At 58.4% G+C, this 25,627-nt stretch carries 24 protein-coding genes; 12 read left to right on the top strand and 12 right to left on the bottom strand.

What is annotated here, in order from left to right; all coding sequences use genetic code 11:
• Positions 1 to 148 precede the first annotated feature (148 nt).
• On the bottom strand, positions 149 to 2,710 hold the full coding sequence (locus DWB63_RS13495; protein ID WP_241648849.1) for an ABC transporter ATP-binding protein: 2,562 nt from the start codon (positions 2,708 to 2,710) through the stop codon (positions 149 to 151).
• Between the two features lie 132 nt (positions 2,711 to 2,842).
• On the opposite strand from DWB63_RS13495, the gene DWB63_RS13490 reads away from it, so the two are divergent.
• On the top strand, positions 2,843 to 5,431 hold the full coding sequence (locus tag DWB63_RS13490) for a SpoIIE family protein phosphatase (RefSeq protein WP_128329375.1): 2,589 nt from the start codon (positions 2,843 to 2,845) through the stop codon (positions 5,429 to 5,431).
• Between the two features lie 18 nt (positions 5,432 to 5,449).
• Positions 5,450 to 5,782: an STAS domain-containing protein gene (locus DWB63_RS13485; protein WP_128329374.1), complete on the top strand. Its 333-nt coding sequence runs from the start codon at positions 5,450 to 5,452 to the stop codon at positions 5,780 to 5,782.
• Positions 5,783 to 5,945: 163 nt separating this feature from the next.
• Here DWB63_RS13485 and DWB63_RS13480 read toward each other — a convergent pair whose 3' ends face one another.
• From DWB63_RS13480 to radA, 7 genes are all read right to left on the bottom strand, one after another.
• Positions 5,946 to 6,860, bottom strand: a complete 915-nt coding sequence (locus DWB63_RS13480; RefSeq protein WP_128329373.1) for a DMT family transporter — start codon at positions 6,858 to 6,860, stop codon at positions 5,946 to 5,948.
• A 176-nt stretch (positions 6,861 to 7,036) separates the two neighbouring features.
• On the bottom strand, positions 7,037 to 7,513 hold the full coding sequence (locus DWB63_RS13475) for a LysM peptidoglycan-binding domain-containing protein (protein ID WP_128329372.1): 477 nt from the start codon (positions 7,511 to 7,513) through the stop codon (positions 7,037 to 7,039).
• A gap of 56 nt (positions 7,514 to 7,569) precedes the next feature.
• A complete protein-coding gene (locus tag DWB63_RS13470; RefSeq protein ID WP_128329371.1) occupies positions 7,570 to 8,340 on the bottom strand; it encodes a hypothetical protein in 771 nt (256 codons plus the stop codon).
• 27 nt (positions 8,341 to 8,367) lie between these two features.
• On the bottom strand, positions 8,368 to 9,789 hold the full coding sequence (locus tag DWB63_RS13465) for an ATP-binding protein (protein ID WP_128329370.1): 1,422 nt from the start codon (positions 9,787 to 9,789) through the stop codon (positions 8,368 to 8,370).
• A 4-nt stretch (positions 9,790 to 9,793) separates the two neighbouring features.
• Positions 9,794 to 11,134, bottom strand: coding sequence for a glucose-6-phosphate isomerase (locus DWB63_RS13460; RefSeq protein WP_128329369.1), 1,341 nt, complete (start codon positions 11,132 to 11,134; stop codon positions 9,794 to 9,796).
• A gap of 138 nt (positions 11,135 to 11,272) precedes the next feature.
• Positions 11,273 to 11,491 carry a hypothetical protein gene (locus DWB63_RS13455; protein WP_128329368.1) on the bottom strand — a complete coding sequence of 73 codons (219 nt, stop codon included), beginning with the start codon at positions 11,489 to 11,491 and terminating at the stop codon, positions 11,273 to 11,275.
• 10 nt (positions 11,492 to 11,501) lie between these two features.
• Positions 11,502 to 12,824 carry a DNA repair protein RadA gene (gene radA / locus DWB63_RS13450; RefSeq protein ID WP_128329367.1) on the bottom strand — a complete coding sequence of 441 codons (1,323 nt, stop codon included), beginning with the start codon at positions 12,822 to 12,824 and terminating at the stop codon, positions 11,502 to 11,504.
• 119 nt (positions 12,825 to 12,943) lie between these two features.
• On the opposite strand from radA, the gene DWB63_RS13445 reads away from it, so the two are divergent.
• From DWB63_RS13445 to DWB63_RS13435, 3 genes are all read left to right on the top strand, one after another.
• A complete protein-coding gene (locus tag DWB63_RS13445) occupies positions 12,944 to 13,639 on the top strand; it encodes an AzlC family ABC transporter permease (RefSeq protein ID WP_128329366.1) in 696 nt (231 codons plus the stop codon).
• A 1-nt stretch (position 13,640) separates the two neighbouring features.
• Positions 13,641 to 13,958, top strand: coding sequence for an AzlD domain-containing protein (locus DWB63_RS13440; protein ID WP_241648853.1), 318 nt, complete (start codon positions 13,641 to 13,643; stop codon positions 13,956 to 13,958).
• Between the two features lie 327 nt (positions 13,959 to 14,285).
• On the top strand, positions 14,286 to 15,290 hold the full coding sequence (locus DWB63_RS13435) for a fatty acid desaturase (protein WP_128329364.1): 1,005 nt from the start codon (positions 14,286 to 14,288) through the stop codon (positions 15,288 to 15,290).
• Positions 15,291 to 15,356: 66 nt separating this feature from the next.
• On the opposite strand, the gene DWB63_RS13430 is transcribed toward DWB63_RS13435, so the two are convergent.
• Positions 15,357 to 17,288 (bottom strand): ATP-binding protein, encoded by a 1,932-nt coding sequence (locus DWB63_RS13430; protein ID WP_128329363.1) that lies wholly within the window; start codon positions 17,286 to 17,288, stop codon positions 15,357 to 15,359.
• 85 nt (positions 17,289 to 17,373) lie between these two features.
• Complete coding sequence (locus tag DWB63_RS13425; RefSeq protein WP_128329362.1) at positions 17,374 to 18,099, bottom strand: transporter substrate-binding domain-containing protein; 726 nt, start codon at positions 18,097 to 18,099, stop codon at positions 17,374 to 17,376.
• A 152-nt stretch (positions 18,100 to 18,251) separates the two neighbouring features.
• Between DWB63_RS13425 and DWB63_RS13420 the strand changes: the two genes are divergently transcribed.
• The 5 genes from DWB63_RS13420 (at position 18,252) to DWB63_RS13400 (ending at position 22,290) form a co-directional block, all read left to right on the top strand.
• Positions 18,252 to 19,691: a DUF1007 family protein gene (locus DWB63_RS13420; RefSeq protein WP_128329361.1), complete on the top strand. Its 1,440-nt coding sequence runs from the start codon at positions 18,252 to 18,254 to the stop codon at positions 19,689 to 19,691.
• Between the two features lie 154 nt (positions 19,692 to 19,845).
• Complete coding sequence (locus tag DWB63_RS13415) at positions 19,846 to 20,328, top strand: Lrp/AsnC family transcriptional regulator (RefSeq protein ID WP_128329360.1); 483 nt, start codon at positions 19,846 to 19,848, stop codon at positions 20,326 to 20,328.
• A 46-nt stretch (positions 20,329 to 20,374) separates the two neighbouring features.
• Positions 20,375 to 21,487 (top strand): alanine dehydrogenase, encoded by a 1,113-nt coding sequence (ald, locus tag DWB63_RS13410; protein WP_128329359.1) that lies wholly within the window; start codon positions 20,375 to 20,377, stop codon positions 21,485 to 21,487.
• 189 nt (positions 21,488 to 21,676) lie between these two features.
• Complete coding sequence (locus tag DWB63_RS13405; protein ID WP_128329358.1) at positions 21,677 to 21,943, top strand: DUF3088 family protein; 267 nt, start codon at positions 21,677 to 21,679, stop codon at positions 21,941 to 21,943.
• Positions 21,944 to 21,999: 56 nt separating this feature from the next.
• Positions 22,000 to 22,290 carry a YciI family protein gene (locus DWB63_RS13400; protein ID WP_128329357.1) on the top strand — a complete coding sequence of 97 codons (291 nt, stop codon included), beginning with the start codon at positions 22,000 to 22,002 and terminating at the stop codon, positions 22,288 to 22,290.
• 16 nt (positions 22,291 to 22,306) lie between these two features.
• Here the strand turns inward: DWB63_RS13400 and DWB63_RS13395 are convergent, their stop codons facing one another.
• A complete protein-coding gene (locus tag DWB63_RS13395) occupies positions 22,307 to 22,699 on the bottom strand; it encodes a 3D domain-containing protein (protein ID WP_128329356.1) in 393 nt (130 codons plus the stop codon).
• 128 nt (positions 22,700 to 22,827) lie between these two features.
• On the opposite strand from DWB63_RS13395, the gene DWB63_RS13390 reads away from it, so the two are divergent.
• Complete coding sequence (locus DWB63_RS13390) at positions 22,828 to 23,079, top strand: hypothetical protein (RefSeq protein WP_128329355.1); 252 nt, start codon at positions 22,828 to 22,830, stop codon at positions 23,077 to 23,079.
• On the opposite strand, the gene DWB63_RS13385 is transcribed toward DWB63_RS13390, so the two are convergent.
• Positions 23,074 to 23,790: a glutamine amidotransferase gene (locus tag DWB63_RS13385; RefSeq protein ID WP_128329354.1), complete on the bottom strand. Its 717-nt coding sequence runs from the start codon at positions 23,788 to 23,790 to the stop codon at positions 23,074 to 23,076. The two genes, DWB63_RS13390 and DWB63_RS13385, sit on opposite strands and share 6 nt — an antisense overlap.
• Before the next feature lie 137 nt (positions 23,791 to 23,927).
• Between DWB63_RS13385 and DWB63_RS13380 the strand changes: the two genes are divergently transcribed.
• The gene (locus tag DWB63_RS13380; protein WP_241648847.1) at positions 23,928 to 25,259 is read left to right on the top strand and encodes a M48 family metalloprotease; all 1,332 of its coding nucleotides are present in this window, start codon (positions 23,928 to 23,930) and stop codon (positions 25,257 to 25,259) included.
• Positions 25,260 to 25,627: the final 368 nt, after the last annotated feature.

The following is a 25,627-nucleotide window of genomic DNA, read 5'->3' as shown; positions in this document are numbered from 1 at the left end:
GGTACATTCAAAAAAACAGCCTGTAAAGCGGAAAAAAAAGGGTAAATCTTGTTCATGGAAGAATTTTATTATGGAAAGATCCAAAAAAAACGACCAAGGATGTTTTGTTGAATGTCCTTGGCCGTTTTTGCATGTCGTTGGCAAGGCGTTAATCTTCCTTGCCGTGGATCAACGTGTAGAGCGCACCCTTTTTCTCCAGCAGTTCATGGTAGCCGCCCTGCTCCATGATGCGGCCTGCCTTGAGGACCACCACCTTGTCGTAATAGGGAAGCATGTCCAGCCTGTGGATGACCGCCAGGACCGTGGATTTGCCTTTCCAGTTGTCGGTCAGGATATTCTGAACCCGGGACTGCGACTTGTTGTCCAGGGCGGCGGTGGCCTCGTCCAGGATGAGCACTGGCGGGACCTTGAGGAAGGTGCGGGCCAGGGCCACCTTCTGGCGCTGGCCGCCGGACAGCCTGTCGCCCATGGAACCGACCTGGAAGTTCAGGCCCATTTCGGCCACGGGTTCCAGGGCTCCCTGCATGATCAACGCCTGCATGATGCGGTGGTTGATCTCGTCCTGGGCGCCCTGCGCCTCTGTCCGAACACGACCGAACAGGATGTTGTCCTGAATATTCAGTGAGTTGATGTACTTGTCGTGGGTGAAAAAGGTGAAAGCGTCGGGATACTCGGCGGCAACGGCGTCCATGAAGTCCTGGCGCGAACGGACCACGCGATTGGCAAAACCCTTGTCCAGGTCGACCTGTTTGTGGACGCCGGGAATGTAGGCCATGGCGAGCTTGAGAATGAGGCCCTTTTCATGCTCCGACAGCGGTTCGCCGGAATCCAGTCGGTTGGCGACTTTCTGGTATTCGCCGTATTCAGCCTCGGGAATGGGACAGTTCACGAACATTTCGTGAACTGGCTCCGGACCCATTTCGTCCGTGACCACCCGAGCCAGGGTCTCTCCCAAAACCACCAGATGCGCCTGGAGGCCGTGGCCTTCGAGGAATTCCATGAACCGGGGGTGCGCATGGAGGTGTTCCTGGTCGAACTGTTCGGTGTTGGCCGCGCCGAAAGCGATGTTCTCGGCCACGGTCATGTATTGGCTGTAGGTGTCCATGTCGAAGAATTCGATGTGCTCGGCCACGTCCGCATACATGCCGTCCTGCCCCTCCTGGAACTCCTGCCTTGAAGCGAGGATGGCATCCATGAGCGCTTCATTCGGATTCTCCTCGTCAAGCCTGGATCGAAGGGCAAAAGCCAGTACGTCCGTGAACAGCCCCACCTGCTGGGATATCTTGATCAGGTCGTCCAGACCCGGCTCGCCTCCGGGGCAGGAGCCACCCTGCATGGCCAGCGACCTGCATGAATAGAGCAGGTTCTCCTTGACCGAGCCGTCGAATATGAACGGATGCTGGGCCACCATGCCGAGGTTGTAGGAAATATCCTGCTTGGTCAGTTCGGAGACCTCGCGACCGCCCACCATGATGCTGCCGCTCGTGTATTTGTACAACTGGGCCACGCACAGGGCCAGGGTGGATTTGCCGGAGCCGGAGAAGCCCACGAGAGCCACATGTTCGCCGCCCTTGACCTTCAGGGAGACGTTGTCCAGCAGCCGGATGTTTCCGCCGATCACGAAGGAGAGGTTGCGAATCTCCACATCGTTGTCGAGCACGTAGGGTTCGCGCCCTTCGGTGTACTGTTTGAACTCCGGTGTGTGGTCGAAGGCGCGCATGATCTGGCCATAGCGCACCGAGCTGTCCTGATAGACCTGCCAGAACTCCATGAGTTCCTTCCAGGGATCGTAGAGCTTTTCGTAGGCGGACAGGAAGGCGACGATGGCGCCCACGTCGAAGTGTCCCTGGATGGCGTAGTAACCGCCGATGAGAAACAGCACGAACGGTCCGAGACTCATGAAGAAGTTGTTTATGAATTTGATGCCGAACTTGATGCCGTTCTGCATTACCGTGGCTTTGTAGAGCTTGTCGAGGATGGTGACGAACCGTTTCTTTTCCAGCGGAATGGAGGCGTTGGAATGGACCTCATGCACGCCGGACACGGCTTCGCCCACCAGCCCGGAAAGGGCCTGGGTGTGCTTGATGCGGCGCCGGTTGGACCGGCGGAAATACTTCTGGATGCGCGGAAGCACGAACAGTTCAATCGGATAGATGGATATGGATATGAGGCCGATGGTCGGATTCAGGTGGATCATGTACCAGGCCATGGCCAGGAAGGTCAGTATGTTGACTGCGGGCACGGCCACTGCCTGGCCGATGAACGAGGCCACAGGGATGAATTCGGTGATGAGATAGGAGATGACGTTGCCCGGGGAGGTGCGGCGGTAGAACTGGATCGGCAGGGAGAGCAGGTGCTCGTATAGTCGCTCCCTGATGATCTTGAGCGCTTTCTCGCCGATGTGTACCTGCATCAGGTTGATGGCGAATTTGAGCATCCCGGCCAGGGTGACGGCCCCGATGTACAGGGCGCAGTAACGCCACAGGGCAGGGATGTCCTTCATGCCGATGGCTTCGTTGATGATCCTCTTTTGCATCTCGAGCGGGAGGACGCGCATGGCCACGGTGACCACGATGATTCCCACCACCATGAGCTGGAGGGAGATGTTTTTATAGAGAACCCAGGAGTAGAGGGATGTTTTCGTGATGCGTTTGTTGTCGTTGGGATGCGGCATGAGGCTGTCCATTTTCAGGTTGGTTGATCTGTGCACATATAAACGGAATAGGTTTGCTTTCCAAGTATTATAATGAAATTGCCTGTTCGGCGGTGGACATTTGCCCTTGATCTGTGGTCAAAATGCAGGATGCGTTAAAGCTATCTATAGTTGCACGTGACATATGTTATGAAAATATCCATTCGCATAAAATTTTTCGTCGTCCTGATGGCCTTCAGCCTGGCCCCCATATTCATTTCACGCGGCCTCATGGGGCGGGCCTCCAGCGAGGTCATCGAGAAAACCCGTGAGCAGACCCGTAAGGAACTGCTCGACATCGTGTCCGATGAATTCGAGTACACAGCCTCGTCACTTCTTGCCATTCTGGAGCGGACCGGAAATGTAATGCAGTTGGCTGCTCAGACTGTGGCCGGTGAAGTGGTTTCCGTCCTGGGTCAACCGGCTCTTTCTTCAGCTCCTTTGCCTTATTTTTCCAATGATTTTGCTGATCCCGACTTGACGCCTCCGGATGCAGCCAGGCGTGAGGGGTATGTCAGGCGGACCATGTCTAAGGTACAGCAGTCCATCAGGGTCAGCCTTGAGCATCCCACGGTCCATCTGTCCCCCGGAGTGCGGCTGGAGGACGTGGACGGCGAACTGCGCCAATTGCTTCTGGCGGCTCCCGTTATAAGGGGTGTTTACAGCGAATTGCCGTCCGGTCCATTCTGGATCAATGTGGCCATGGAATCAGGTGTGTTCATGACGTTCCCCGGACACGGCAGTCTTCCGCACATGTTTGATCCCAGAAACCAGGATTGGTACCGGAGTGCCCGGGACGTGGATTCGGGAAAATGGTTTAGCACCGTGGACCCGGCCACCCGGTTTATCATGAACAAGTTGGTGTTTCCCCTCCGGGACCGTGAGGGCAGGTTCCTCGGAGCCGTATCTGTCGACACTCCGGCCCATGCCATGATGTCGGACAACGAACTCGGAGCTCGGTGGCAAGGAGATGTGCGCACCTTTTTGGTAGCCAGGGTCCCTGAGGAGGAGTCTTCGGGCAGGGGGCTGGCCATTCTGGTGCAGGCGGAATCCGGCGAAGGGGGGCGGCGGCACTGGATGAGCGCGCCAGAGAAAGAATGGCTCACTTTTGACGACCCAGTGGGATACAATGTTCTTTTGCACGCACTGGATACGCGGAAGTCCGGTGTAATGAAAATTTCCTACAACGGCCAATCCTCGGTTTGCGCCTTTGCCACAGTGGACACATACGCCATGTTGGTCATTGCTCCCAAAACAGTGGTTGCCAAACTGCCCGACGAGGTCTCCGGCCTGCTCAATGCCTTGTTCCAGGAAGTACGGAACATCTCCTCCATCATTTCCGGCGTTATGCTGATCATCACCGGGCTTATCGCCTGGTTCGGCTCGCGTGCCATTACAAAGCCGATTTTTGGCATAGTCGATGTGGCCAAACGGTTGATGCGGGGCGACTTCGCCGCGCATATCGACTATCGGGCCGGGGATGAGCGGGACGACCTCATCGAGGCCTTCAACGAGATGGGTCCCAAGCTCAAGGAGTTGATGCAACTGAACAAGGACATGGAGCTGGCCCAGGAAGTCCAGCGATTGCTGCTGCCCAGTTCAGAACCCGATCTGGCGGGCTTTGATGTTTCGGGCGGCATTGCCTATTGCGATCAAACCGGCGGCGACTATTATGATTTTATAAGGATTTGTGGCGGCGAGCCCGGAATGGCCGTGGTCCTCGGCGATGTGTCCGGGCACGGTGTGCCGTCGGCCCTGGTCATGGCCGCTGCCAGGGGGCAGTTGCACGCCCTGGCGAATATCGATCTTGCCCCGCATGAACGAATGGATTCCATCAATAAGGTTTTGAGCCGGGATCTGGACGGGACCGGCCGATTCCTGACCATGTTCTACCTGCACCTGCAGGAGAATTCCTCTTCCATAAAGTGGGTACGGGCAGGGCATGATCCGGCCATTCGCTACAATCCCGTCACGGACGAATTCGGTGAACTGTGGGGCGAGGGTTTCCCCCTCGGTGTGGTTGAGCAAGCCGTGTACGCGACCAATGAGACACGGCTGGAGGCAGGCGATATATTGGTTCTGGCCACAGACGGGGTTTGGGAGGCGCAGAACTCCCAGGGTGAAATGTTCGGCAAGAAGAGAATGCTTGCTATCGTGCGCGAGAATGCCCATAAAAGAGCAGAGGCGATCCGTTTGGCCATGATGGCTGCGGTGGAAGCTTTTCAGGGCAACGGCCAGGAGGATGACATTACCGTCGTCGTGGTCAAGAAGGACGCAGGTGATAATCTCATGGCCCGGCACTCCATATCTTTTCGGATGACGAACAAGGAAAACTGCTTCAAGTGCTTCCAGCCCAAGGTGGAGGAATTCGGCTTTGCCCATGCCCTGCATCCCAAGATCATCTTCCACCTTACGCTGGCCCTTGACGAATTGATCACCAATATTATCTCCTATGGCTACACTGATTTTGACGAGCATCCCATTGACGTGACCATCGGTCTTGAAGGCGATATCCTGACCATTCAACTGGAAGACGACTCCGAGCCGTTCAACATCCTGGAGGCCCCGGAGCCTGAATTGGACGTGCCGCTGGAGGATCGTTTAAAGCCTGTCGGGGGCATGGGCATTCATCTGGTCAAGAGCATGGTGCACGGCATCAGCTACGAGCGTAAGGGCGGCAAGAACGTTCTTACTTTGCATAAAAATATCAGCAAGACCCATTGCCCGGTCTCGGGTTAGGGCGCATGGAGGTGTATAATGGCACTGAATCACATCAATGAAAACGGTATCACCATTCTCGCAGTGAACGGCAACCTCGACGCCGAGGGAACCCAGACCATGGAGGAAAAGGTTCTGGCCCTGCTGGAAGGCGGAGAGACCAAAATCCTGTTCGATTTTTCCGGGTTGGATTACATCAACAGCTCGGGCCTGCGTGTGCTTGTGCTTGCCTATCAGCGTCTCAAGAAGAAAGAAGGCGTTGTGGCCATCTGCGGGGTCAAGGATTACATCCAGGAAGTGTTCGAGGTGTCCGGTTACGACAAGATCTTTCCGCTGTACACCATGCGGGCGGATGCCCTGGGCGCCATGTAGCGACCGATACCCTTCCGAATTCCATACTTGGCCCTGTTCGTTTTCGAGCAGGGCTTTTTCTTGTCCGGCCCCCATTGAGGGCCTGCCAGCTTGCCGGATCTGGGCGCCCAATGGATGGGAATGGGTTCGGCCGGTCAGGGCATGATCTGGGCGGTCAAAATAGTTATGGGCTGTTCCTTCTGAACCTGACTCTGCCGTCGATGAGCAGGGCGGCAGTGGAAACGATGAGCATCCCCGCGAGCAGCCGCAGCGTGAAGGCTTCTCCGAGAAAGGCGATGCCCAGGCCGGTGGCGCTGAAGGGAATGAGCAGGGTGACCAGGCTGACGTTGGTGGCCCCTGATGTGTTCAGGAGGCGGAAGAACAGGATATAGGCAAAGGCGGAACAGATCAGGCCGAGTCCGACCACCGCGCCCAGGGCGTCGAGTCCGGGCATGTCCAGTTCCCACGGGCGGGTGAACACGAGCGCCACCGGTAGCATGACCAGGCTTGATGCCGCCAATTGGCCGCAGCTCACGACCAGCGGGGGAATGCCGGCCAGCCGCCGGGCATAGGTGGCGGCGCAGGCATAGGAAAAGGTGGCTCCCATGACGGCCAGTTGCCCCAGGACGTGGTCGCCGATCCCGGCCAGGGCATCCGTGCCGATGAGCACGGCCACGCCGCTCAACCCGATGATGGCGCCGGAGAATTTGCGCACCGAGGCGCGTTCGTCGGTGGTGAAGAAGTTTGCCACAAGGATGGTGAAGGCCGGGGTGATGGCGTTGATGACTGCGGCCAATCCGCTGTCTATGTACTGCTGGCCCCAGACAATGAGGGAAAACGGGAGGGCCGTGTTGAGCACCCCCAGAATCAGAAATCGGGGCCAGCGGTGCAGGTGTTTGCGGAACTCCTGCCGGGTGACCGCAATGACGGCCACAAGTCCGAGGCAGCCTATGAAGACGCGTCCGAAGACCACCAGCAGGGGCGGCAGGCCGCGGAGGGCCACTGCATTGAAGAAGAAGGAGCCGCCCCATATGATGGAGAGGGTCAGGAGCATCAGCCATTCGATCAGGCCCATGCGTCTGATGGTTTGGATGGTCATTTCTGCAGTGTCTCTGTCCGTAGGAGTACGGTAACCGCCCAACGAACCGTTTTTTTTGCGGCGTAATCCGGATTCATGGTTGTCCCCGGCTTACCGGCTGTTTCCGGCCACCTGATAAAAAAAGAGTCCGCCCATCCAGATGGAAGGGCGGACTTGTATGGCTGGTGAGGCTGACCTTAGAAGCTGTAGCCGAGAGCCGCACGCATTTCTGCGGGGATCATGGCATCCTGGCCAGGTTCGAGAGCCTTCCAGGGAGCACCGGCTTCCTTGCGGGAGGCTTTGACTTCTTCGAGGTCAAAACCGTAGCGGGGCACGTCGAACTGCTGTCCGGGGTAGATCAGGTCAGGATTGTTGATCTTGTCGCGGTTGGCTTTGAAGATCAGGGGCCACATGAAAGGATCGTTGTAGACATGCTTGTACTCGGAGATCCACCACAGGCATTCGCCCTTGGTCACGGTGTGGGTGACGGGCAGAGCGTCATATTCTGCCTTGTACACAGCCATGGGATCAACGACCGGCTCAACGATTTTTTCTTCGACAATAACTTCTTTTTCTTCGACCACCACCACTTCGGGTTCGGTCTGGACTTTCTTGGAGCAACCCCAAGCGAACACAAGGCACAGCATGATTGCAATCAAAATCAGTTTTTTCATCAAAGGCCTCCTCAAATGAGATCTCTTTTTTTTACAACGTCCAGTGTTTCACTGGGTCATGTTCCTATCTTATCAGACCAATTATCAATAATTTTCTTTTCTTGCAAGACCATTTTGCTTGTCGGATTTTCGGCGATAGCCCTTGCCACCGCCTGGGCTGCTTCCTCGACCCATCCTCCCATACGCAGGCTTTGGCTTGCAAGTATGTACATCTGTTCAGGTTCCGATCCGTATATGGCAAAGATAAGGCCTGCGTATTCATCGGCAAAGACGGATCGGACCAGATCGTTTTGTGAAAATATATAACGAGCCAACAGCACGTTGTCGCTGTACCTGTGCAGGTAGTACGGCAAAAGCTGGCGGCATTTGGCGATGATGAACCTGATGCGGTCTATCTCCCGGCGCATGGATTCCTCGGTCTGGTTGAGGATCTGGAAGAGTTGTTCGGTGATATCCTTTTCCGAGGCGCTGAGATTGCCTTCGTAAAGCTTGTGGAACCAGGGTGCATAGTTCTGCTTCTGGTAGGCGTCCTCTTTGAGCTTGATGGTTTCGTGGAAGATGTAGCCCATGGCCCAGTCCAGAAACTTGCCGCCGAGCTGGGAGTGGGGATCGTTGCGAAAAACGTGATGGGCCGTATCCTTCATGCGCCAGAGCAGCCCCTTGTTCATTTCGCTTCCGACCAGATCCTTGAGCACGTCGAATTCAATGGTTCCGTCCTCGTCAAACTGGATGAACTGCTCTTCGATCTGTTCACAGGCCTGGCAGAAGAATTTGAACAGGTCGCGGACGAATTCCGAGTGTTTTGCCTGTATCCACGCTTTCGACATCTGATTCGACTCCGTATTGCCCGGATGTTAGGCGGGAAAGATGACGTCCACCCGCGCACCGCCCTCTTCGGCGTTGCTCAGGACCATATCCACGCCATGGCTCTCAAGGATGGTGGAGACCAGGGCCAGGCCGAGGCCCGTGCCGGTATCCTTTGTGGTGAAGAACGGGTCGCGCACCTGGTCGAGATGTTCCGGGGTAAAACCGGGACCCGTGTCGACAATGGTCACGTGCAGCCCCTTCTCGCCCCTGGCCGCCCGGATGGATATCTCGCCGGGGCCGTTCATGGCCTGGAGCGCATTGGCAACCAGGTTGTAGAAGGCGCGGTAGAGCAGGTCCTTGTCGCCCTTGGCCGACATGTCGCCTTCGAAATCGCTGTCGATGGTCACGCCGAGCTTTTCGCATTCGGGCTCCATGAAGACCATTACCTGTTCCAGGGTGGACCGTATGTCCACCGGCATCATGGCGGGTTTCTTGGGCCGGGCGTAATCGAGGAATTCAGTGACCGTGCGCGAGAGCCTCTTGGCCTCCTCATGCAGGGCCTCCATGATGCGGATGTGGGAGCTGTTTTCCTTTCTGGCCTTTTTCAGGATCAGTTCCGAGCTGGAACAGATGATGCCGAGCGGGTTGCGGATTTCGTGGGCCACCCCCGCAACCATGCGGCCCATGCCCGCCAGTTTCTCTTGTTGCTGCAACTCGGAGATGAGTTTTTCCTTTTCCCGGAGCTGACGGTTGCTGAGCCGTTCGGCCCGTCGAAGCACCGTGAGCACCAGGAAGAAGAGGACCAGCGAAGTAATCAGCGAAAAGGCGATGATCAATCGTTCAAAATTGAGCATGGCCAGGTAGTCGGCGGTTATGTCCTGCTGAAATTCCAGGATGCCCATGATCGGGTTCTGGGCGATGTTGGTGAGGCTGCGTTCCGCCCTCAGGGGATAATATGCCCGCAGAACCATGGAGCCCGGGTCAAGGTTGACCCGGAACAGGGAGGCTATCTTGGAGACCCTGGCCAGGATTTCCGCACTGAAGTCCTCGGTCTCCCAGGTCTTGGTGACCATGTAGCCCGCATTACCCTGATCGCCGACCTCGTCCTTGTTCAGGGAGTAAGTGATGCTCCCGTTGGCGTCGTAGATGCGCAGGCTGGAAACGTGGAAACTGTGGATGGTGGAGCGGACCACCTGGTCCATGGCATTGGCCTGGTCCTCGTTGCGCAGCCGGATGGCCCCGAACTTCAGGACCGTGGGGATCACGAAGCGGGTGAAGAGCTGGTGGCTGACGTTCTCGGCCAGGAGCAGGCCGAACGCCTCCTGCTTTTCCAGCAGGGTCTGCTCGGCGTATTTGGATATAAACAGGGACAGCAGCAGACTGAACCCCAGGATGATGACCAGCAGGGTCCAGGATATGACCTTGACGAACTGGAGGGGGCTGCTGCCGTCCTCTTGATGCTTTTGCAATGACTCAGAACTCCCGTAAATCTCTGTCAGCCGTGAGGAATGCGTTCAGGTCCGCCTTTTCCTCAGTCAGGCCGTCCGCGTTCATGCGGGCTTTTGCCAATCGTTTGCCCAACTCCACTGCAGGTTGGTCCAGTGGATTGATGCCCATCAACCAGCCGGTCAGGATGGTGGCCGCGCCAAGCAGCGCGATCAGCTTGCCAGCCTGTTTCGGGCCATCAGAACCCATTTTCAACTCTACCAGCGGCACACCGTTCATGGACAGGGCCATGCGGTTGCCGAGTCCTTCCGCCTGGATCAATTCGCCGAAGTCCTTTCCCCGGACATAACTGAACTGGTCGGGCAGGTCTGTCGGGAACTTCGGCCCGGCAGGCAGGTTCGGACAGGTCAGGTACAGGCATGCCTTGTTGCGCACGCCGTCCATGAACATCTGGTTCACGGAGTGCTGATCCGTGACGCCGATGGCGGGTACGGGCTGGCTGCCTTTGCCTTCCTTGCCCAGGGATTCGGCCCAGAGCTGGGCGAACCAGTCTCCGAAGCTTGCCCACAAGGGGATATAGGCGAAAAAGATCATCTCGGCAAATCCCTTGTCCTGCAGGGCCGCGCCCCAGGCCGCCAGCCGGAATGCGCTGTGCGAAGCCAGTCCGTCTCCGGTCAGGTTCGGATCGGTCAGAGGTGCGGCCACCTCCTGGGCTCCGGCAATGAGGGCGTCCGTGTCCATGCCCAGGAACACCGCCGGAATCAGACCCACGGCAGAGAGAACGGAGTAGCGGCCGCCGAGGTTGTCGGGGACGGGCAGGGACTTGATGCCGAAGGAATCCGCTTCGCCGCGCAAGAAGCCCTGTTTCTCGTCGGTCACGAGCAGCATGTGCTTGGACCAGGCATCACCCAGGTGGTGCTGCATCCATTTCTTGAGGATGAAGTACTGGCCCACGGTCTCGATGGTGCCGCCGGATTTTGACACTGTGACCACCACGGTCTTTTCGGGCGGCAGTTTGGCAAGGTAGGCTTCGAGGGCATAGGCATCCACGTTGTCCGCAATCCACAGGGACGGTCCAGTGTGGCCCGGTTGGTCCTGCTGGGGGTAAAACGCCTGTTGCAGGGCTCGGGCGCCCAGGGCGGACCCGCCGATGCCGAGTAGGAGCATGTGGTCGAAACCTTTGAGAAAGTCTTTGAGAGTATCCAGTTCCTTCTTGAGTTGCGCCGCATAGGGCATGGTCAGGAAGGGCAGCCGTCCCCCACCGGTTTCCTCGCGCAGGCGCGCGGCCAGTTCATCGGCCCTGGCTTCATAGGTGGCCATATCCAGTTTTTCGAGGTCCGAGTTGGTCCAGTCCAGAATGTCAGGCATGGTTTCCTCCAGCATTGATTTCTATTTGAGCGCAAGGTCGCTTCGGCGCCCGGAGATGTCCAGATGCTCATAGTGCATGTTGATGGCGACAATACCATTATTATCAGAAAATGGAAGCGGCGCCGGACGCGCTTTTTCTCAAGGGTGTTGGGACGCTGCCGCTTCATCCAGCCGTTTGCGGTAATGGTCAATGTGCCCCGCCATGTGATGGTAGTTGTCCTTGACCGGAAAATCCAGGGTCAATTCCTTGCCGTCCAGGGTCCAGGCGTCGGCGGTCGGCCGGGGCAGTTCCATCGGGGTGGTCTCCGACAGCGCTTGGAACGGGGCCACGGCGCGCATGGCGTCGATGTCGAACATGTATTTTCCTCTATTGCTTGCCGAACAGGAGGCGTTGCAGGTCGGCCAGGGTCGGGCTGGTCGCAGAGTGGCATACCGGGTCGTGTCCCAGCCGTCCGGCCTGTTTCAGACGGACGTCGTGGGCGGCCACCGGACGCACCTGGCCGTTGAGGTCGATCTCGCCCCAGAAGACCGAGGATTCCGGCAGGGGCTGGTCATAGAACGAGGACATGATGGCCGCCACCACGGCCAGGTCCAGGCCGGGGTCCTTGTAGGCCAGTCCGCCCGCGATCTTGGCGTAGATGTCGTGGCCGCTCAGGTTCATGCGCAGCCGTTTTTCCAGCACGGCCAGGAGCAGATTGAGACGGTTGGTGTCGAAGCCGAGCGCGGTACGCCGGGGAATGGTCAGAAAGGACTTGGACACCAGGGCCTGGACCTCCACGGCAAAGGGTCGCTGTCCGTCCACGGCCAGGGCCATGGCTGTACCGGACAGGGACGGGTCCCGTGCGCCCAGGAAAAATGTGGCCGGGTCTTCCACCACTTCGAGCCCCTGCTCCTTCATGGTGAAGACCACCAGCTCGTCGCTGGGGCCGAACCGGTTCTTGAGTACGCGCAGGATGCGGGAAAAATGCTTGCGGTCGCCTTCCAGGTACAGGACCGTGTCCACCATGTGTTCGAGCAGCTTGGGCCCGGCGATCTGGCCGTCCTTGGTGACGTGGCCCACCAGAATGAGCGTGGTGCCGGTCTTCTTGGTCTTTTCCACCAGCTCGGCAGCCACCGCGCGCACCTGGCTGACAGAGCCGGGGATGCCTTCGGCCATGGGCGAGGCCAGGGTCTGGACCGAGTCCACGATAAGCAGTTCGGGCGGGTTCGGCCCTTCGAGCACGGCCAGGCCGTCTTCGACCTTGTTGGTGGCCATGGCAAGCAGTCCCGGTCCGAGCAGGCCGAGCCGTTCGGCCCGGACCTTGAGTTGGGGCAGGGATTCCTCGCCGGACAGGTAGACTGCGGTATGCCCCAGGCGTGCCTGACTGCCCGCCAGTTGCAGCAGCAGGGTGGATTTGCCGATGCCCGGCTCACCGCCGAGCAGGATGGCCGCGCCCGGCACCAGCCCGGAACCGAGCAGTTCGTCCAGGGAGGGCATGCCCGAGGTGCGGGAGCCGAGATGTTCGCTTTCCAGTTCTTCCAGGGGGCGGGGCGTATCCTGGGCTGCGGCGGCACCCACCGGAGCCGAGGTCTTTTTTGCCACGGTCACGGCTTCGAGAGTGTTCCATTCCTTGCAGGAAGGGCACTGTCCCTGCCAGCGGGGGGATTGCGCACCGCAGGCGGCGCATCGATACGTTTCTTTTGTTTTCATGGTGGAGAGTATCTCGTCATTCGCCTTGAAAAGTCCAGCGCGGAGAATGTGTGGCAGACAATAAATCCGTTGACTGGGCGAGGTGCGGCTAAGTACCCCATGTCATGAGGGGATGATCCATGTCGAACAGCTTCAAGGCCTTTGTATCCGGAGCGCGGGACGCCAGCCCGATTCTGATCGGCATCGTGCCGTTCGGTCTGATTTGCGGCGCGATCGGCGTGGGCACCGGTATGCCCGAATGGGCCTCCATCGGTTTTTCAGCCATCATTTTTGCCGGGGCCAGTCAGTTGGTGGTCAATCAGCTCATGGCCGAACACGCCTCCCTGCTCGTGATCATCCTGACCGGTCTGCTCATCAACATGCGTATGCTCATGTACTCGGCATCCCTGGCCCCGCATTTCAGGGGGCTTCCTTTGGTCAGGAAAGGACTGTTCGCCTATTTGCTCACCGACCAGGCATACGCCCTGTCCATTGCCCGGTACGGCAGGGAGGACGGCGAATCCGTCAACAAGCCGCCCTATTACCTCGGAACGGCCCTGACCGTCTGGGCCTGCTTCAACGGGACCACGGTGCTGGGCGCGTACCTTGGCGCGTTCATCCCGCCGGAGTGGGATCTCGGTTTCGCCATTCCCTTGACCTTCATCGCCGTGGTCGTGCCCGCCATCAAGGACAGGCCTTCGGTGCTGGCCGCCATGGCAGCCGGGATTGTGGCGTTGCTGGCCGTCCCCCTTCCCTGCAATCTCGGACTGATGGCCGGAGCCGTGTCCGGCATTGCGGTCGGCTACCTTGCCGAAAGGAGGCTGACCCGTGGTTGACATGTCCATCTACTGGCCCGTGGCCCTGGCCATGGGCGTCGGCACTTTTCTCCTTCGGTTCTCGTTCATCCTGATCATGGACAAGATGACCTTCCCGGACGCGGTCACCCGGATGCTCCGGTTCATTCCCGCCTCGGTGCTGACCGCCCTGATCGTGCCTGCGGTGCTGCTCGGCAGGAACGGCGAAGCCGCCTTTGCCGGGTGGGAACGGCTCCTTGCTGCCCTGGTCGCCGTGGTTGTGGCGTGGAAGACGAAGAATACTTTCGTTACCATTGCCAGCGGGATGGGAGTTCTCTGGCTGTTGCAAGCCGTGATGTAGCCGCGCCGTGCCCGCGACGGGGTGTGTCCGCGCCCCGAACCCGGTGCCGCGCTTTCTCGCCTTCTTTTGACCCGGGCTGTTTATGGCCGCGCCGCTGCCTGGCGGCGGGGAGGCCATAAACAGCCCTCTTTCCGCGGACCTGCATCCGAAGCGTTAAAAAAGGAAGCAGGAAAAGCCTTCTCGTGCATTTCGGCCGAAGAGTCCCGAGTCCGCCCTGTCGGGAAAAATGCAGGCCCTCCTTGATGCGGTTCCCCAATTGGGCTATGCTTTAAGTAGTGACAGGTCATCCCCCTGCTTCATCCCGGGGGGCGACAAGGGGGTATCGGCATGCGTGATACCAACGCACTCTCGATTCAGTCTTTGCGTACTTCACTGAAACCGTATGCAAAGCCGGACGTTGTCCGGGCCGTATGGCAGGTCGTGAACACCTTCCTGCCGTATTTCGGGCTCTGGGGACTGCTCGTCTATCTGCTGAAGAACGGGGCGTCCGTTTTGGTCATTTGTCCGCTTCTCGTCCTGGCGGCCCTGCTGCTGGTTCGCATCTTCATCATCTTCCACGATTGCGCGCACGGGTCGTTTTTTGCGTCGCGCCGGGCCAACGTGATTCTCGGGTATGTCTCGGGATTCTTGACGTTCACCCCGTTCGCCTACTGGCAGCGGCACCATCTGGTCCACCACGGTACGTACGCGAACCTGGACAAAAGGGGGGTGGGCGACCTGTGGACATTGACCGTAAACGAGTACCGGGCACTCTCGCCGCTCAAGCGGCTGGCCTATGTCCTTTACCGCAATCCATTCGTCTTTTTGGGAATCGGTCCGGGGTATTCGTTTCTGGTTACCCAGCGCTTTCTGTCCCGAACGGAAGGGAAACCGGAGCGCTTCAGCGCCATGATCACCAATGCGGCCATTGTGGCGATAATATCAGTGGCCAGCCTGACCATCGGCTTCAAGACCTATCTGATGATCCAGCTCCCGATCATGCTCGTCGCCGGGGCGGTCGGGGTTTGGCTGTTCTATGTACAGCACCAGTTCGAAGGGGTGTACTGGGCGCACCAGGATGAATGGGATCCCGTGAAGGCCGCCATGGACGGAAGTTCCTACTACAAGCTCCCCAAGGTCCTGCAATGGTTTACGGGCAACATCGGCCTGCACCACGTGCATCATGTGCTGCCGAGAATCCCGAACTACAGGCTTCAAGAGAGTTACGACGCCACTCCGGCCATGCAGAAGGTTGCGCCGCTGACCTTGCGGAAAAGCATGGGGTCCCTGAGATTGAACCTGTGGGATGAGGAACGGCAAAAGCTTGTCAGTTTCAAATCGCTGAGGGGATAGGGTGCGCCTTTGGCGAGGGGCAGGAAGGGGCGGCAACGCTTTTCCCGCAGTGCTCCGGAGAGTCGCCTAGCTTGCGGCAGGTAGCGTGAATATGAAGGTGGAACCGACGCCTACCTCGGATTCGACCCAGATGCGGCCACCGTAGTGCTCGATGATCTCGCGGCAGATGGTCAATCCCAGGCCGGTGCCCTTGGGCTTGTTGACCATGGTGTCGTCGGTGTGGGTCTGGTGGAATTTTTCGAATATCTGCGACGTGTCCTCGGGGTGGATGCCGGTGCCGGTGTCTACCACTTCCACGCGAAGTTGGCCGAAGCGGGGAAAGGCCCGGAGCGTGACCTTGCCCTGTGACGTGAATTTGGAAGCGTTGTTGAGCAGGTTGATGAGCACCTGCTGCATGCGGTCCCGGTCCGCCACGATGGGCGGCAGATCCGAGTCGATGTCCGTGATCAGGTCCAGGGTGGTCTGGGCAAACATGCCGCTGACCGAACTGGCAGCCACCTTGATGACCTCGTGCATGTCCAGAGGTTCGTCTCTCCACCCCATGGAGCCGGATTCGATCTTGTTCAGGTCAAGCACGTCGTTGATCAGGCGCGTCAACCGTTCACCCTCGTGGCTGATGATGGCCAGGTTCTGCTGAATCCGTAATCCTTTCTTGGTGAGCCGCGTGTCCTCCAGGCCCAACGGCAGAAAATTCTTGGTGAATTCCTTGTTCAGCAGTTTGGCGAAACCGAGAATGGAGGTGAGAGGTGTGCGCAACTCGTGGGATACCGAGGAAAGGAAGGCCGATTTCATCTCGTCGAGTTCCCTCAACCGCTGGTTGGCCTCCTCAAGCTCGCGGGCCTTGTTGACCAGATCCTCGGTACGCTCGCGGACCAGTTGTTCCAGGTGCCGGTTCAGGTCGGCCAGATCCTGTTCTGCCTTCTTGCGGTCGGTGATGTCTTCCAGGATGCCTTCGACGAAGATTAATTCCCCTTCGTCGCCGTAGATGGCGCGGGCGTTGAGAGACCCCCATATGGCCTTGCCGTCGCGGCGGTAGTATTCGGCCTCAAACCGCTTGACCTCGCCGTCGTCCCGTACCTGGTCGAAAAAAACCTGCATGTGTTCCGGGTTGACCACGATACGGGAGCTTAATGAACGCACGTTGGACAGGAATTCATCCAGGGATTCGTAACCGAAAATACGGGCCATGGCCGGGTTGGCCCGGCGCAGTACCCCGTCCGGGGTGGCCTGGAAAATGCCTTCGATGGCATTCTCGAAAATGCCGCGATACTTCTCCTCCGCGTCCTGGAGGGTCTTGTTCATGGTCTGGAGTTTGTTTTCGCGGCCTTCGATCTCGATGGACATGCGCCGGAATCGTTTGGCTATCTCCAGCAGTTCGGCATGGTAGACCTCTCCGAAATCATAGGAAAAATCTCCCTTTGCCACGCGGGCGATGCCCGATTGCAGGACCATGAGCGGCTTGTTCAGGAATACGCGCAGGAGCAGGCCGGTAATGGCCAGGATGACGGAAATGGAGACCACTATGATGATGATGGAAACGAGCATCTGCTCGTCAAGGCGTTTCTTGTCACGGGCCAGGGTGAAATCGATTTCTGCCCGGCCGATGGTGCGTCCCTCGAAGACGATGGCGCGTTCGTTGCTGAAATCAGGAGGGGCCCCCGAGTACTTTTCGTGGGCGAATACGACCTCGTTGCGCGAACCGAAGATGCGAATCCCCTGGACCATGTCGTCGTGCGTGTAAACGGAACCGATCAGCCTGGCGTTGTCATAATCCAGGTTCCAGATGGGTACGGCCAGGATCTCCGCCACGCTGGAGATGGTGTCCTCTCCCTTTTTCTCGGCGGTATCCCACATTTCCTCGGATTGTTGCCAATAGATATAGCCGCCCATGGCCGTAGCAATGACAAGAACGATGACCACCAGGCTGAATGTCAGGTCCCGCGAGATGGATCTGCTGGTCAGGAGAGGCCGGGTTCTCTTGGGTTGGTCTGCGTACATCTGCTATCCGAAAAAAAGGGGAAATTGAATCGCCACGAAAACACTTCTCGTAGACGTATCCTTTTACACCACTCCTCGTCCGCTGTCATCTTTGTTCTAGGGAATACTTGTCGATGAGTTGTTGCACCCGGCCTGTTTTGACCAGATGTTCGACTGCGGCCGAGATTCTTGCGGCCACTGCACTGTCCACTTTCTTTGAAAGGAAGACGCTCCCCTGGGCCGCGCACAGTGTGAGTGGCCTGCCAAAGGCGCGCCGGGGCAATCCCGTCTTTTGGGCCGTATAGTACAGCCCCAATTTGGGTCCCATGACCGCATCAACCCGCTTGTTCAGAAGCATCTTGAGGCCTTGCTCATACCCATGCAAGGGGTACAGTATTGCGCCTATTTCGCTGAAATTACAGGTGAAATACCTTGACCCGCGCACGAAGGCAACGACCTTGCCCCTGAGATCCTTGACGGTGCGCAGGGGCGTTTGAGCCAGCCCGAAGACAACAATTTCCGAGGGCAGGATGGGGCCGAGATTGTCAGCACTAACGGAGATTTCCTTATTGGGGAGCATGATGATCATGTCCGCGCTGCCGTTGGCGATATTCTTCATGCCCCTTGCCAGGGGCAAAAGCTGGTTCTCAGGCTCTAAACCGGCCTCCCTGGCAATGGCATTGCCCAGTTCGTAGCAAAGTCCTGTTGCCTCCTTTCCGTCGAGAAAGCCGTAGGGCGGTAAGTCGATGGTCGCGATATGCAGGCTCTCCGCGGAAACCGACAGCGGGAACAGGCACAAGCTCAAGAGGAAGAACAGATAATAACGCATCATGAATGAATCCTGATAGTCGATTAGAGCGTATCAGATATGATGCATCGACATAAAAATCAACAGGTCAGCCTGTTTTTTATGATTCAACACAAGACGCCATGGACCGGTCTTGCATTCTCCACGGCTCTCCAGTATTCCTCCGGGCAACGAATATGCGCACGTCACTGGTCACCCTTTCCCTGCTGGTCACACTCTGCCTGGCCTTGTTGCCTGTCCCGGCATCGGCTCATCCGCATGTCTTTGTGGATGTCTCCCTGCTGTTCAGGCTGGACGACACAGGATTGACCGGCGTGCATCAGAACTGGCTCTTTGACGAGATATTCACCCAGGCCATACTGGGCGAGCTGGAACTGGATGCCGCGACCCTGAATTCCCCGGAAGCCCAGGAAACAATCCGCACGGGGGCTTTCGAGTACTTGGCCAACTACGGCTACTTTACGCTCATCGAGACCGGGGGCCGCCGTATTCCGGTGACGGAGGCCAGGGGATTCAAGGCCTCCCTGGCCGGTGATCGCCTGGTCTATGACTTCGATGTTCCCCTGAACCTGCCTCTTGCCGAGATCCAGGGCTTCCGCATGGCCGTGTTCGACAAGGAATACTATTCCGATGTCGTGTACGCCGAGGGCGGAATCAGTTTCGAGGTGAACGGCTTGATCCAGGTCAGTCACTCCATTCAGCCCGCCAAGGATCATACCTATTGGCAATACATCGTTCCCAATGCCGTGCATCTGAGCGTGTCCGCTTCTTCCGATACGGCACCCCAGGCCGTGTCTCTCCAGACCGTTGAAGCGCCCGGCCTCATGACCAGGGCCATGGACATGGTGCGGTCCACTCAGAAGCAGCTCACCCAGCGCCTCAACGGTTTCGGCATGAAGCTCAAGGATGACCCCTTTGGCCCGGCCCTGTGGATGTTCCTGGGATTGGCCTTTATTTACGGTGTGGTCCATGCCGTGGGACCGGGACACGGCAAGGCCGTGGTCTGCTCCTATTTCCTGAGCAATCCCGGATCGTTCTTTCACGGGGCGCTCATGGGCAACGCCATTACCTTCGTCCACATGGGATCGGCGGCGGTGGCAGTGGGCATCGCCTACCTGGTTTTTTCCACGGGCATGGGCGGATTCGCCGCTGCCAGCCGCGCCCTGCAACCCGCCAGCTACGCGCTCCTGGCCCTGATGGGATTGTTCCTGTTGATCAAGGCCGTTCGCGACGTGCTCAAGGGGGGCATGTTGGCCGACCCGTCCTGCGATCATCAGCTGGATCAGGACGGCTCCGGCAACGTGAAATCCATCCTGGCCGTGTCCTTTGTCACCGGGCTGATTCCCTGTCCCGGAGCCGCGGTCATACTGGCCTTCTCCATCGGTCTGAACATCTTCTGGATCGGGCTGCTCGCCCTGGTCGTCATGGCGGCGGGCATGGGGCTGACCACGACCCTGTTCGCCTGGGCTGCTGTCTCGACACGATCCGCCACACTCACGCTGTCAGGCCGCAACCGCAAGGTTTTCAATGTCATGTACGCGGCCCTGTCCGTCTGCGGAGCAGGGGCCATCGGCCTGTTCGGCACCGCGCTTTTCATCAGCAGCCTGACTTCCTGATCACCGGGATCCTTTCTTCTGACGACGGCCACCCGTGTCCGGCTCTTTCTTCACGCCGAAAGAGAATTTTTTAAAAATATTATTGACAACATTTTTACTTTTTAGATAAAAAAAATATATCAAGTTTTCAAAATAGAAAAACTAGAGCAACAAAATGAAGAATGCTTTGGACTCCCAAGACAAGCGGCTGGTGGCCGAACTGACTCGCGACGGGCAGTTGTCACCGGGCAAGATCGGTGTGGCCACGGGTGTGACCGCTCCCACAGTTCGTTCGCGCATGCAAAATCTTATCAAGGCGGGGGCCCTCAAGGTGGCCGGCCTGGTCAACCCTTCAAGAGTCAAGGGACTGACCGTGGCACTGGTGGGCATCAGCCTGATGAGCCACGAGCAGCTCGGCGAGAAGCTGGACCAGATAGGCTCCCTGCCGCGCGTAAACTGGTGCGCGGTGGTCACGGGACGCTACGATATCTTCGTGGAGATCGTTTGTCAGGACGAAATGGACGACCTCTATGAATTTCTGAATCAGGATCTGTCCAAGGTGGGCGGCATCAATGCCTCCGAGTCCTTTGTTGTCATGAAATCCCGGCGCAAGTGGCTTCTGTTGCCCGACGCCGTGGTCGACACTTTCACCATATAACGTTCCCGCCGGTTTCGGGCGGAAAGTTTTTCCAAAGGAGCAGCAGATGATTATAGGTATCCCGAAAGAAATCAAAACATTGGAGAATCGTGTTTCCATGACGCCCGGCGCTGTTGAATCCCTGGTTCGCCAGGGCAACGAAGTGCTGGTCGAGGCCGGTGCAGGCCTGGGCAGCGGGTTGGCCGATGCCGATTACACCGCTGCGGGCGCGAAAATGGTTTCCGCCGCAGAGGCCTGGGCCGCCGAGATGGTGATCAAGGTCAAGGAACCGCTGGAGTCCGAGTTCAAGTACCTGCGCAAGGGGCTGCTCCTGTTCACCTATCTGCATTTGGCTGCCGCCGAATCCCTGACCCACGCCCTGCTGGAGTCCGGTACCACCGGCATCGCCTATGAGACCGTCGAGTCCCCGGACCACACCCTGCCCCTGCTCACCCCCATGTCCGAAGTGGCCGGCCGCATGGCCACCCAGGTGGGCGCGCACTACCTGGAGAAGACCCAGGGCGGTCAGGGCATCCTGCTGGGCGGCGTGCCCGGCGTGTATCCGGCTGAAGTGCTGGTCATCGGCGGCGGCGTGGTCGGCACCAACGCGGCCCGCATCGCCATGGGCATGGGCGCCCGCGTGACCATTCTCGATCTTTCCCACCAGCGCCTTCAGTACCTGGACGAAGTGTTCCAGGGCCGTATCACCACCATGATGTCCACCGAGCCGAACATCCGCCAGATGGTTGCCCGCGCCGACCTGGTCATCGGTGCCGTACTCCTGCCCGGCGCAAAGGCCCCCAACCTCATCACCAAGGACATGATCCCGCTCATGAAGAAGGGTTCGGTCATCGTCGACGTGGCCGTGGACCAGGGCGGTTGCGTGGAAACCATCCATGCCACCACCCATGACCATCCGGTCTACGACGTGGACGGCGTGGTCCACTACGGCGTGGCCAACATGCCCGGTGCAGTGCCCCGTACCTCCACCTTTGCCCTGGTCAACCAGACCGCTCCCTATGCCCTCCGTCTGGCTGCCAAGGGATTGGCCGCCCTCAAGGACGATCCGGGTCTGGCGCTCGGTCTGAACACCTGGAACGGCAAGCTGACCTGCCCGGCCGTGGGCGCGGCCCTCAACCTGGAGTCCCTGACTCCCGAAGAGGCCCTGGCCCAGATGTAACTGTCCTGCATACGGAAAACCAAAGGCCCCGAGCATGTTTTCGGGGCCTTTTCTGTTGCCGGAAAGCGGGGGTTGTGTTTTAAAAGACGTTCTATTCCGATGAGATGGATGTCTGAAGGACATTCTTTTCACCCTTCCTGGGGGGTCATGCACGGCATGGGCGGTCCTCTCTGCTGACCGGAATGCGCGATCCTGGAAGGACGGCTCAGTTATTATCCCGAAGTCAGGGGGATGATCGACGTCGTCAAGGTCGATTTCCCGCGTCCGTGCCCGGCGATCATTGAAATCCTGGGCAAGGAAAACCAGGCCTGTCACTGCCTGATCCCGGCCGATTCGGGCAAAGCCTGTGGACTGCCTGTCCGAACCTACGGGGCTACATCCTTCATCGACGACCACAAGGGGATCATCGAATATCCGGCGAGAAATCACGGGGTCGGCCGTCCCGCTCATGATTGACCCTGCGGCCCCCCCCCTTGCCTTGAAATAGCATCAGTAAAAAAGGAGACTGCCGCATGTTCATCCTCAACCTCACCTACGTCAAGCCGCTGTCCGAGATCGACCGTCTCATACCAGCCCATATCACCTACCTGAAAGAGCATTATGCATCCGGGCAGTTCCTGTTCTCGGGCCGCAGGGAGCCGCGTACGGGCGGGGTCATCGTGGCCCGGGCCGGTTCCCTGGCCGAGGTCCAAGGGATCATTGCCGAGGATCCGTTCCTTCGGGAGGGGGTGGCCGAATACGACATAGTGGAATTCCTGCCGTCCATGACCGCCCCGGATCTGGCCGGATTCAAGGAAGTATGATCAAGAGTGGGGCGGTCTAGCGCCAGTAGATGGTGGCCTTGCGTTCGCCGAACTCGCGGGCGGCCTTGACGTTCTTGCCGAAGTAGACGTCGATGCGGTGCTTGAAACGCCGGTTCATCTTGTCCAGTACCAGGTACGGGCCGCCCAGCCCCTCGATATATACCTCGGTCTGGTTGTCCAGCCCCATGGGGATGAGGTCGCGCGAAACCGCGATGCATTTCATGCCGGGCTTGAGCCGGTTGTTCCAGGCGGCCACATTGGGGTTGCCGCTGGTCTGGGCGCGGGTGGAGTTGTAGGCCGTGACCGTCACATCCAGGTTGTTCCAGAACAGGCGGTTGGGGATGTTTGTGCCCATTCCCCAGAAGACAACCAGACCGGCAATGGCGAGCAGGAAGAAAAAATGCTTCATATTCCGTCCCTTACGCGAGCAGGGGAAATCAGGCAAGTGTGTTTGGTTCGACAGCCGCCTGTCGATGATGGCAACGTTCCTTTGACCCTCTTCCGGTATCGGGTGTATGCTTTGGTCAGGAGCAGCCCATGCCCAAAGAGAAGCAGGACATATGCATCACCGTGTCAGACGGTGAAAACGTGGCCGTGCACGTTCCCGAGGGAAGCAAGGTTCATGTGGAATATCGATACGACAGCACGGAATGGCTGGATGCGGGGTGCGAATGCAGGCCCACGATTATCAGGGGGTGTGTGAACAGTGTTCTTTCCTTCGCTAAAGCGATCTTCTGGTTTGTTCTGTGCCTGATCCTGCTCGGGGCGGTGATGAGTTCCTGCTCATAGGCTCCGGCAATAGTCGGCGAACAGCTTCAGTATTGACGCCGAGTCCGGCGTTTCCTTCACGGTCTTGCGGATGGTGTCTATGTTCAGCCCCTGTTCGGCAATGGTTTCTTCCCGCAGGTCAATGTAATGGAGTATGGCCGCCACATCGAATTCGGGGTGGAACTGCACGGCCCAGGCATTTTCGCCCACTCGAAAGGCCTGGTGCGGGTCATGGCTGCCGGTGGCCAGGAGTACGGCTCCGGGGGGGATTTCCAGTGCGGTCTGGGAATGGGTCACGTGGCCGGGAAAAACCTTGGGCAGGGTGGAAAATATTGGGTCGTTGTCGGATGCTTCGGTGCGAGTCACGGTGGCGGTGCCTATTTCCAGTCCGTTGGGGTGGTATCCCGCCTTGCCGCCCAGGGCATCGGCCATGAGCTGATGCCCGAAGCAGATGCCGAGCAAGGGAAGCCCCGCTTCCACGGCTTTGCCTACCCAAGCGGATGTGTCCCGAATCCACTGGGCGTTGTCCGTGACCATGTCGTGGGAGCCGGTAATGGCGCATCCGATGTATCCGGTCGGAGTCGGCAGGCGTTCTCCGGACTGTACATCCACACATTCCCACTGGCCCGAGTCCAGGCCCATGCCTTCGGCGGTCCAGTGTTCGAAATCGCCCTGTTCGGCGGCATAGTCTTCAAAGGTGCCACCGGTCTTTATGATCAGAAATTTTGTCATAATTGTCCTACAAAAATGTAGTTAAGTTGGTGTGTTAAAGAAATAATGTCCCATACTGCGTTCAGTGTCAACAGCGGTGCGGACTTGAATGTTGCCCTTGGTTTGCGGTATCGTGCGGGCAAGTAATGGAGATGACAATGAAACGAAGAGATAGGGACGGACAACTGAGTCGCCGTGAATTTCTGAAGGCGGGCACCATGACCGCCGCCGCCCTGACCTTGGGCGGGTGCGCAAAGAACCCGGTTACGGGGCAGAGCCAGTTCATGCTGGTCAGCGAGGAGCAGGAGGTCCAGATGGATCGCGATGCCTCGCCCCAGCAGCTCTCAAACGATTATGGCACGACCCAGGACATGGCCTTGAATGAGTATGTGAACGGGGTGGGCAAGTCCCTGTCCGAAAAGTCACACCGGCCGCAGATGCCCTTTAATTACAATGTGGTTAACGCCAACTATGTCAACGCCTACGCTTTTCCGGGCGGGACCATCGCCTGCACGCGCGGCATCATGCTCGAGGTGGACAATGAGGCCGAGCTGGCCGCTTTGCTCGGGCACGAGATCGGCCATGTCAATGCCCGGCACACGTCTTCTCGCTTGAGTTCGCAAATGGTGATAGGCGGTGTGGCCGGTCTCGGCGGAGCGGTTATCGGGGCAAAGTATGGCGGGGCCTGGGGCTCACTGGCCGGGGGCCTGGGCGGCCTGGGCGCGGGTCTGCTTCTGGCTTCCTACAGTCGGGACGACGAGCGTCAGGCCGATGCCCTTGGCATGGAGTACATGACCAGGGCACAGTACAACCCCGACGGTATGATCGGACTCATGGAGATGCTCAACGAGCAGCATGGCCGTGAGCCGAGCGCACTGGAAGTCATGTTCGCCACCCACCCAATGAGTTCCGAGAGGCTGTCCACGGCCCGCAAGACCGCCAACGAAAAATATCTCGGCAAGAAAGAATATGCGGTGTACCGCGAGCGGTATATGGACAACACTGCGGAGTTGCGCAAGCTCGGTCCGGCCATCAAGGACATGCAGCAGGCGGAAAAGCTCGGCGGCGAGAAGAAATATGTCGAGGCCGAGGGAAAGATGAGCACGGCACTGAAGGCGGCGCCGAACGACTATACCGGCCTTTTGCTCATGTCCAAGCTGCTCATGGCCCAGAAGAAGTATGATGCGGCTTTGCCCTATGCCCAGAAGGCCGAGCAGGTGTATCCGGGCGAGGCCCAGGCCCATCAGGTCAGCGGCGTGCTCCTGGTTCAGGCCAAGAAGTACGATCAGGCCTATGACAGCTTTGCGGGATACGACAAGGCATTGCCCGGCAATCCGTATGTCGGCTTCTTCAAGGGGTATTCCCAGGAAGGCATGGGCAACCGCGATCAGGCCGCCCGCGAATATTATCAATTCCTGCAAAAGGTGAACAAGGGCGATCAGGCCCAGCACGCCTACAACCGTTTGGTGGAGTGGGGCTACGTAAGGTAGGCGGCTTGGGATAGCGGCGCATCTGCACATTTTTCGGCCTTGCCGAGTCCTCGCCGTATTGGGATACGGCTGCGGGTCGGCTGCGCCCGAGAAAATGCACATCTGCACCACTCTCCCAAGCCTCATCGCGTGAGTGGGAAGAGAGCCGCTGTCGGGTGCCTTTGGCACCCGAATCGCTCCAATGTGTCGGGGTGGGAGAGCTGCTGTTGGATGCCGTTGGCATCCAAGGCGCTCCAATGATATTGGAGAGGGATAGTTGCTGTCGGATGCCTTTGGCCTCCGAGTCGCTCCATGAAGAACGTTTTCCGCGAAGCGGCTACAAAAAGTTTCGGAAGGGAGAGGGGACTGTCCATTATAACCATCTGACG

This window comes from Pseudodesulfovibrio sp. S3, from assembly GCF_004025585.1.
Classification (GTDB): domain Bacteria; phylum Desulfobacterota; class Desulfovibrionia; order Desulfovibrionales; family Desulfovibrionaceae; genus Pseudodesulfovibrio.
This window is presented reverse-complemented; position numbering and strand designations above follow the sequence as displayed.

Bases quoted from the DNA above. Each gene is read 5' to 3' on its own strand.
- DWB63_RS13490 (WP_128329375.1), top strand. From the start codon at position 2,843: ATGAAAATATCCATTCGCATAAAATTTTTCGTCGTCCTGATGGCCTTC.
- DWB63_RS13485 (WP_128329374.1), top strand. From the start codon at position 5,450: ATGGCACTGAATCACATCAATGAAAACGGTATCACCATTCTCGCAGTG.
- DWB63_RS13480 (WP_128329373.1), bottom strand. From the start codon at position 6,860: ATGACCATCCAAACCATCAGACGCATGGGCCTGATCGAATGGCTGATG.
- DWB63_RS13475 (WP_128329372.1), bottom strand. From the start codon at position 7,513: ATGAAAAAACTGATTTTGATTGCAATCATGCTGTGCCTTGTGTTCGCT.
- DWB63_RS13470 (WP_128329371.1), bottom strand. From the start codon at position 8,340: ATGTCGAAAGCGTGGATACAGGCAAAACACTCGGAATTCGTCCGCGAC.
- DWB63_RS13460 (WP_128329369.1), bottom strand. From the start codon at position 11,134: ATGCCTGACATTCTGGACTGGACCAACTCGGACCTCGAAAAACTGGAT.
- DWB63_RS13455 (WP_128329368.1), bottom strand. From the start codon at position 11,491: ATGTTCGACATCGACGCCATGCGCGCCGTGGCCCCGTTCCAAGCGCTG.
- radA (WP_128329367.1), bottom strand. From the start codon at position 12,824: ATGAAAACAAAAGAAACGTATCGATGCGCCGCCTGCGGTGCGCAATCC.
- DWB63_RS13445 (WP_128329366.1), top strand. From the start codon at position 12,944: ATGTCGAACAGCTTCAAGGCCTTTGTATCCGGAGCGCGGGACGCCAGC.
- DWB63_RS13440 (WP_241648853.1), top strand. From the start codon at position 13,641: ATGTCCATCTACTGGCCCGTGGCCCTGGCCATGGGCGTCGGCACTTTT.
- DWB63_RS13435 (WP_128329364.1), top strand. From the start codon at position 14,286: ATGCGTGATACCAACGCACTCTCGATTCAGTCTTTGCGTACTTCACTG.
- DWB63_RS13430 (WP_128329363.1), bottom strand. From the start codon at position 17,288: ATGTACGCAGACCAACCCAAGAGAACCCGGCCTCTCCTGACCAGCAGA.
- DWB63_RS13425 (WP_128329362.1), bottom strand. From the start codon at position 18,099: ATGATGCGTTATTATCTGTTCTTCCTCTTGAGCTTGTGCCTGTTCCCG.
- DWB63_RS13420 (WP_128329361.1), top strand. From the start codon at position 18,252: ATGCGCACGTCACTGGTCACCCTTTCCCTGCTGGTCACACTCTGCCTG.
- DWB63_RS13415 (WP_128329360.1), top strand. From the start codon at position 19,846: ATGAAGAATGCTTTGGACTCCCAAGACAAGCGGCTGGTGGCCGAACTG.
- ald (WP_128329359.1), top strand. From the start codon at position 20,375: ATGATTATAGGTATCCCGAAAGAAATCAAAACATTGGAGAATCGTGTT.
- DWB63_RS13400 (WP_128329357.1), top strand. From the start codon at position 22,000: ATGTTCATCCTCAACCTCACCTACGTCAAGCCGCTGTCCGAGATCGAC.
- DWB63_RS13395 (WP_128329356.1), bottom strand. From the start codon at position 22,699: ATGAAGCATTTTTTCTTCCTGCTCGCCATTGCCGGTCTGGTTGTCTTC.
- DWB63_RS13390 (WP_128329355.1), top strand. From the start codon at position 22,828: ATGCCCAAAGAGAAGCAGGACATATGCATCACCGTGTCAGACGGTGAA.
- DWB63_RS13385 (WP_128329354.1), bottom strand. From the start codon at position 23,790: ATGACAAAATTTCTGATCATAAAGACCGGTGGCACCTTTGAAGACTAT.
- DWB63_RS13380 (WP_241648847.1), top strand. From the start codon at position 23,928: ATGAAACGAAGAGATAGGGACGGACAACTGAGTCGCCGTGAATTTCTG.